The organism is Myxococcus llanfairpwllgwyngyllgogerychwyrndrobwllllantysiliogogogochensis (assembly GCF_006636215.1).
Taxonomy (GTDB): Bacteria; Myxococcota; Myxococcia; order Myxococcales; family Myxococcaceae; genus Myxococcus; species Myxococcus llanfairpwllgwyngyllgogerychwyrndrobwllllantysiliogogogochensis.
In genome coordinates, this window is record NZ_VIFM01000464.1 from 1 (window position 1) to 4,144 (window position 4,144).

Here is a 4,144-nt window from a genome sequence, read left to right on the forward strand (position 1 = left end):
GGCGCCCTCCCGCCGAAGCCGACATGCAGCGATATTTCGGCACCACTCCTCCCACCGTCCACCGCATGGTGCTGGAGCTTGAACGCCGGGGGCTCATCCGGCGCAGCGCCGGACAGGCCCGCAGCATTGAACTGCTGCTGGCCCCGGAACTTCTGCCCGTCCTACGCTGAGTCGCTCAAAACCAATCGGTCAGAACCTCTGTGCCGAGGTACTAGCACGGGCCGGGCTGCTCCCGCCTCCTGTCCCTGCTTGTCACGAGCGACCGGCCGAGAGCCATCCGGCCAGTGGCCCGCGCGTTCGCTGCGAACACGGGCCCGCTCCGCCTGTCTCCGGACGTCATTCGTCACGCGCCAGGCTTCTCCCGGCCGCCGAGCCCATCCGTCACGAGTCCCCGGACGCGCTCCGTCCAGAGCGGCGCCTCGTGCGCGATGTCCTCGACCTCCGTGACGCGCGCGCGCAGTGCCTCGTCATCGCCTGCCGCCCGGGCCGCGCGTGCCGCCCAGATGAGGACTTCCATCCGTTCGTCCGGTGTCATCCGCGTCCTGGCGGAGTCCACCCGCTCCTCCCAGAAGGCGCGGGTATAGGGCCGTTCACCCGACGACTCATCCACCACACGTCGCACCACGGAGCTCATGAGCTGGTCCGCCGGTGACATGCTCGCGAGCGAAGTCGACTCCTCCAGCCACGTCAGCTGTCGAGCCGCCTCCGCCAGGTCACTCAGCTCGCAGCAGAGGCGCGCCACGAGCAGCGCATCCTGGGCCATGGAGCGCGGAAAGAACCGCTGACTGAGCACGCCCGCGCGTCGCGCCAGTGGCAGTGCTTCCGCCGCGCGCCCCTGGTACGCCAGGAGCAACGCGAGGTTGAACGCGGAGGTCCGCTCAATCTGCACGTTGCCCAGCTCGCGCCCCAGGCTCACCGCGCGCTCCAGGTCTCCTCGCGCGCCCGCCACGTCGCGCCGCTGGACGTGCAGCACCATCCGATTGTTGAGCGCGACGCCCAGGTGCAGCGTGTCTCCCGTGGACTCGCACAGGGCGATGGCCTCGTCGAAGCGTCGCGCGGAGTCCTCGAGCTGGCCGGTCCACCCCAGCATCGCGCCGAGCATCGCCAGCGCGATGGCCTCCGTCTCCTCGTCGCGCGTGGAACGGGCCATGGCCACCGCTTCCTCCAACGGAGTGATGGCTCCCGCGATGTCCTCACGCCTCACGAAGACCCGCGCGCGCGCCAGGGCGTGACGTGCCGCCAGGTCCGAGGGCACGGGCTCGCCCAGCAACCGCAAGGCCTGCTCCTGCAATGCGATGGCGTCCTCCGTCTCGTCCCGCCAGTCCAGCGCGGTGGCTTCCTCCAGGAGCAGGTCCGCCTCTCGCACCACGGACCCACGGGCGACGGCCACACGTCGCGCCTCGCGCAGGTCTTCCAGTGCGTCGTCGATGCGCTGGAGTCGATAGCGCACGCGGCCTCGGCCCGAGAGCAGCTCCAGCCTGAGCACGTCGTACTCGCGAGGCAGCAGCGCCAGCGCGGCCGAGTAGTGACGCTCGGCTTCCAGCAGCCGGTAGCCTCGGCGACTGGACTCCGCCATCGCATGGTGGAGCTCCAACGCCAGGAGCGTCTCCCCGGCGGCCTCCGCCCAGCGGGCCCTGCGTGGCATGGGAGCTTCGGGAAGGGCGCTCAACGCGGAACCGCAGATGCGGCGCCGCAACGCTCCCGGGAGTTGCGCGGCGAAGGCCTCGCGCAGCGTGGTGTGCTCGAAACGCCAACGCCGGGGCCCTCGTGACTCCAGCATCCCCATGCGCGCCAGCCGCTCCAGGCCCACGCCCGGGTCCAGTGAGAGGTCCAGCGCCGCGTCGTGCTCCAGCCGCGCGAGCGTGGCGGACAGCTCATCCCAGCGCACGTCGTCGCCCAGCACCGCCGCCACTTGAAGCAGCGAGCGCAGTCCCGACGGAAGCGCCGCGAGACCACGCACCGCCATCCGTTCATCCGGACTCGGACTGTCCAGGGCTCGCGCGTCCAGGGCCTCCGCCGCCAGATAGCCGCCACCCCCGACGCGTGCCCGGATGGCACCCGCGGCCCTCAGCGTTCGAACCAGCTCCACCAGTCGCAGCGGCGAGCCGCCACACCGCTCCGCCAGCTCCCGCAAAGTCGCCTCCGCGGGCACATCCACCAGATGAAGCAGCTCGCGCAGCACCTCCAGCGCCGCATCGTCCTCCAGCGGCTCCAGCTCCCTGCTCGCGGTGTCGGCGGAGCGCTCGCCCAGGTAGGGCCGCATCTCCAGCAGGCGATGGCGCCCCGCGAGGACGATGCACAGTGACGCCTGGACTCCCGTGAGTGTGGCCAGCTCCAGCGCATCGAGCGCGGTGGGGTCCAACGTCTCCGCGTCGTCCACGAGCAGCACGAGGGGCCGTGCCTCGGAGAGCCGCCGCAGTCGCGACGCGAGGGCTCGGGCGATGTGCTGCCGCCGCGCAGCCGGGTGCAGGGTGGCGAATTCCAACGTGAGGCCCGCGTCTTGGAGCAGGAGCTTCACGGCCTCTTCGGAGGGCGTGTTGGGGGGAAGTCCCAGGATGGTGGTGAGCAGGTTGCCCAGTCCGCTCTCGGTGGCGCTGGCCTCGTCACGGTGCGCTTCCACCAGCACGCTGGAAACCGCGCCAGTGCCCAGCAGCTCCCGGTGGAACTCCGCCAGCAGTCGCGTCTTGCCGAGCCCCTCTTCGCCCAGCAGCGTCAAGAGCAGGGGCGCGCGGTGCTCGCGGACTCGCGCCACGCCTTCTCGCAGCCAGCCCAGGTCACCTTCTCGACCCCGCAGGGTGACGGCACGCGGAGGGGGCAGCTCGGGTGGTGGCGTGCGTCCGGACTCGGGCTCCCGGAGCCACTCCCTCGCCTCCGGAGTCAGCAGCAGGGCGTCGGATGAAGCAACCGACGGCGGCCACCACCGCTCCACGTGTTCGAGCGCCGCGCCTCCCAGCACCCACCGCCCACCACGCTCTCGCACGCGCAGGGACGCCCGATGCACCGCGCGCGTCGAGCCGGCGGGCAGCACACTCGCGAGCGCCTCCGCGGCCTTGTGCGCGGTGCGCAAGCCCACGTCCACGCCACTGGCATGCGGAAACGCGAAGAGCGCGAGCCCGACATCCACGCGAGCCAGCTCCGCGCCGACGCCGGAGAGTTGCGCGCGCAGCGAGGGAACATCCAATGACGTCCTGACGCCCAGTAGAGCGATGTCCCGTGGGCCCACGCTGGCCACGGACCGTGGCGCGGACGTCGTGCTGTCCTCGGGACTGCCATCATGGAGCGGAGGCGCCGCGTCGGAAGGGGAGGGCCGTGCTCCCCTCGGCAGACGTTCGAGTGCCTCGACGACCTCCGAGGCCGTGGACCACCGCTCCTCGGGAGCCTTCGCCAACAGGCGCGACACGAGCGCTTCCACCGCGTCCGGCACGGGCGATGGCGAAAGCCGTGCGAGCGATGGGGGACGGCGAGAGACGTGGGCCTGGAGCACGGAGGCCGTCTCTCCAACGAAGGGCGGCCGGCCGCACAGCATTTCGAAGTACACGACACCCAGGCTGTAGAGGTCGGCGCGCGCGTCGATGATGCGAGCGTCGTGACACTGCTCGGGCGACATGTATTCGTGGGTGCCCAGCCGCTGGCCCGTCCTCGTCACGCTGGGAGCAGGCGCCTCATCCCGGGTGGCGCCCACGCGGGCGAGTCCGAAGTCGACGAGCACCAGCCGTTCGCCGGCGAGCATCACGTTCTCGGGCTTCAGGTCCCGGTGCACCACCGACGTGGCATGCACGCCCGAGAGGGCCCGGGCCAGCGCCACCATCACCCCTCGCGCCTCGTCCCACGGCAGGGCGCCTTGACCGGGAAGCTCCGCGAGGCGGCGGGCCAGGGTGACCCCTTCGATGATCTCCATCGCGACGACGTGCTCACCAGCGGAGGTGCGCGTTTCCCCCAGCAGCTCCGGGGTGACAGGCGGGCCGATGCGGCGCAGGGCCTCCAACTCGCGAGTCAGTCGCTCCGACGCGAGCGGCTCCAGCACCTTGAGGGCCACCTGCCTGCCGTCCGTGTCGCGGCGCGCGGCGTGGACCCGGCCAAAGCCTCCCCGGCCCAGGGCGGCGCCCAACTGGTAGCCGGGCACGTCGGGCGCAGGGGCGGGGGG

2 protein-coding genes are annotated in these 4,144 nt (G+C 71.7%); one reads left to right on the forward strand and one right to left on the reverse strand.

Annotated elements, in window-relative coordinates:
• Positions 1-23 precede the first annotated feature (23 nt).
• Positions 24-170, forward strand: coding sequence for a helix-turn-helix domain-containing protein (locus FJV41_RS55065; protein WP_368773775.1), 147 nt, complete (start codon positions 24-26; stop codon positions 168-170).
• A gap of 173 nt (positions 171-343) precedes the next feature.
• Here FJV41_RS55065 and FJV41_RS54830 read toward each other — a convergent pair.
• Positions 344-4,144 (reverse strand): serine/threonine-protein kinase (locus tag FJV41_RS54830; RefSeq protein WP_141649375.1); only part of this gene is annotated, 3,801 nt, incomplete at its 5' end.

Excerpts from the sequence above, each read along its gene's own strand:
- FJV41_RS55065 (WP_368773775.1), top strand. The coding sequence starts at position 24 with ATGCAGCGATATTTCGGCACCACTCCTCCCACCGTCCACCGCATGGTG.